The following is a 2,348-nucleotide window of genomic DNA, read 5'->3' on the forward strand; positions in this document are numbered from 1 at the left end:
CAAACGTGTGACCGACATCATGGCCGAGATCACCGCGGCCAGCCAGGAGCAGACGTCCGGGATCGAACAGATCAACCAGGCGATCACGCAGATGGACCAGGTCACGCAGCAGAACGCGGCGCTGGTCGAGGAGGCGGCCGCGGCCGCTTCCTCGCTGCAGGAACAGGCCAGCGGCCTGTCGCAGGTGGTCAGTGTGTTCAAGGTCAATGGTGGCCACGCGCCTGCCGCGCTGCAACAGCAACAACAGCGTTCCAGCGTGGCCCGGCCCGCGACACCCAAACAAGCGCCGAAAGCCCGGCAGGCGATTTCCGCGCCGCGCAAGCCGGCGGCTCCCGGTGGTGATCTCGCGATGGCAGGCGGCGGCAGCTGGGAAACCTTTTAAGCCTCTCCGGGGCCGTTCAGGGATTTCGTCCGTGCCGCATCAACGCAAACCACAAGCCGGCCTTGCATAACCGTTAACTTTTGAAAGTCTGCATCATGACACTCAACAACATCAAGGTCGGCAGCCGCCTGGGGCTGGCCTTCGGCCTGATTCTTTTCATCATGGCGGTGATTTCCGTCACCGGCATCTGGCGCCTGCAGGGCCTGGCCGACACCACCCAGCGGCTGGGCACGGTCGACAACGAGAAACTCAAGATGGCCGTGCAGTGGCGCCAGACCATTGACCTGAACTGGGTGCGCACGCGCGCCTCGATCATGGATGCCGACACCAGCCGCATTCCGATGTGGCAGGCCGACATGGACAAGACCTCGGAGATCTCGACGGCCTCGCGCAAGCGCCTGATCGAGCTGGTCCAGGCGGAAGAAGGCAAAAAACTCATCGCCGAGATTGATGCCCGGCGCGAGGCCTACCGCACGCCGCGTGCCGCGGTGCTCAAAAGGCGCCAGGCCGGTGAGGACGTCACCGCCGTGCTGGAGCGCGAACTCAGGCCGCTGGCCGATGCCTACAGCGAGAGCATCCGCAAGCTCGAGGAGTTCCAGCAGAAGCTGTATGACGCCGCGCTGGCACGGGCCGAAGAGAACGCGTCCCAGGGCCGCTGGATCCTGATCGTCGGTTCGGTGCTGGCCCTGCTGCTGGGCGCGGCATCGGCTTTTGTGCTGACCCGCTCCATCACCGGGCCTTTGCGCCAGGCCGCCCGCAGCGCGCGTTTTATCGCCGACGGCGACCTGACCCAGCCCATCCACAGCGTGGGCAAAGACGAAGCCGCCGAACTGCTGCAGGCCTTGAAGACCATGCAGGACAACCTGCTCGGCATCGTCGGCAATGTGCGCAGCGGCACCGACACCATCGCGACGGCCTCGAGCCAGATCGCGGCCGGCAACCATGACCTGTCCTCACGCACCGAAGAGCAGGCCAGTTCGCTGGAAGAGACGGCCGCTTCGATGGAAGAGCTGACCTCGACCGTCAAACAGAATGCCGACAACGCCCGCCAGGCCAACCAGCTGGCGGTCTCGGCCTCCAGCGTGGCCGTCAAGGGCGGCAGCGTGGTCGCCGAAGTGGTGGGCACCATGGGCGCGATCAATGCTTCTTCACGCAAGATTGTCGACATCATCGGTGTGATCGACGGCATCGCTTTCCAGACCAATATCCTGGCTTTGAACGCGGCTGTGGAAGCGGCCCGTGCCGGCGAGCAAGGCCGTGGTTTTGCCGTGGTCGCGGCCGAAGTCCGCAACCTGGCCCAGCGCAGCGCAGCGGCCGCCAAGGAAATCAAAACCCTGATCGGCGACTCGGTCGACAAGGTCGAAGAAGGCAGCAAACAGGTCGCCGAGGCCGGCCGAACCATGGATGAAATCGTCGACAGCGTCAAGCGCGTGACCGACATCATGGCCGAGATCACGGCGGCCAGCCAGGAACAGACGTCCGGGATCGAACAGATCAACCAGGCGATCACGCAGATGGACCAGGTCACGCAGCAGAATGCGGCACTGGTCGAGGAAGCGGCTGCGGCGGCTTCCTCACTGCAAGAGCAGGCTAGCGGCCTGTCGCAGGTGGTCAGTGTGTTCAAGGTCAATGGCGGCCATGCGCCGGCCGCGCAGCCACAGCGTTCCAGCGTGGCTCGGCCGGCGACGCCTAAGCAGCCACCGCAGGCTCGGCAGGCTATTTCTGCGCCGCGCAAGTCGACGGCTCCGGCGGGTGATCTTGCGATGGCTGGTGGCGGGAGCTGGGAGACGTTTTAAGGCCCGGTCTTGGGCCGGGTCTTGCGCCGGCTGTCCGCGCTTCCTCTGTGCTCTCTTCTAAGTTTTGCTGGCCGGGGGTTGCCCGGCAGCAAGTAACTTTCTTTTGCTTCGCCAAAAGAAAGTCACCAAAGAAAAGGCGACCCGCAGTCTGGGTCCCTACGCTTCGCTAC

At 64.5% G+C, this 2,348-nt stretch carries 1 protein-coding gene and 1 pseudogene; both read left to right on the forward strand.

The genetic code is table 11. The features are described 5' to 3' along the window. A pseudogene (locus ACSQ27_RS24220) lies at positions 1-382 on the forward strand (methyl-accepting chemotaxis protein); the annotation flags it as partial. Between the two features lie 95 nt (positions 383-477). Further along, positions 478-2,178, forward strand: a complete 1,701-nt coding sequence (locus ACSQ27_RS24225; RefSeq protein ID WP_436158056.1) for a methyl-accepting chemotaxis protein — start codon at positions 478-480, stop codon at positions 2,176-2,178. The last annotated feature ends 170 nt before the right edge of the window (positions 2,179-2,348 follow it).

It is taken from the genome of Polaromonas sp. LjRoot131, from assembly GCF_964252805.1.
Taxonomy (GTDB): domain Bacteria; phylum Pseudomonadota; class Gammaproteobacteria; order Burkholderiales; family Burkholderiaceae_C; genus Polaromonas.

Coding starts and splice junctions, on each gene's coding strand:
- ACSQ27_RS24225 (WP_436158056.1), top strand. CDS start 478: ATGACACTCAACAACATCAAGGTCGGCAGCCGCCTGGGGCTGGCCTTC.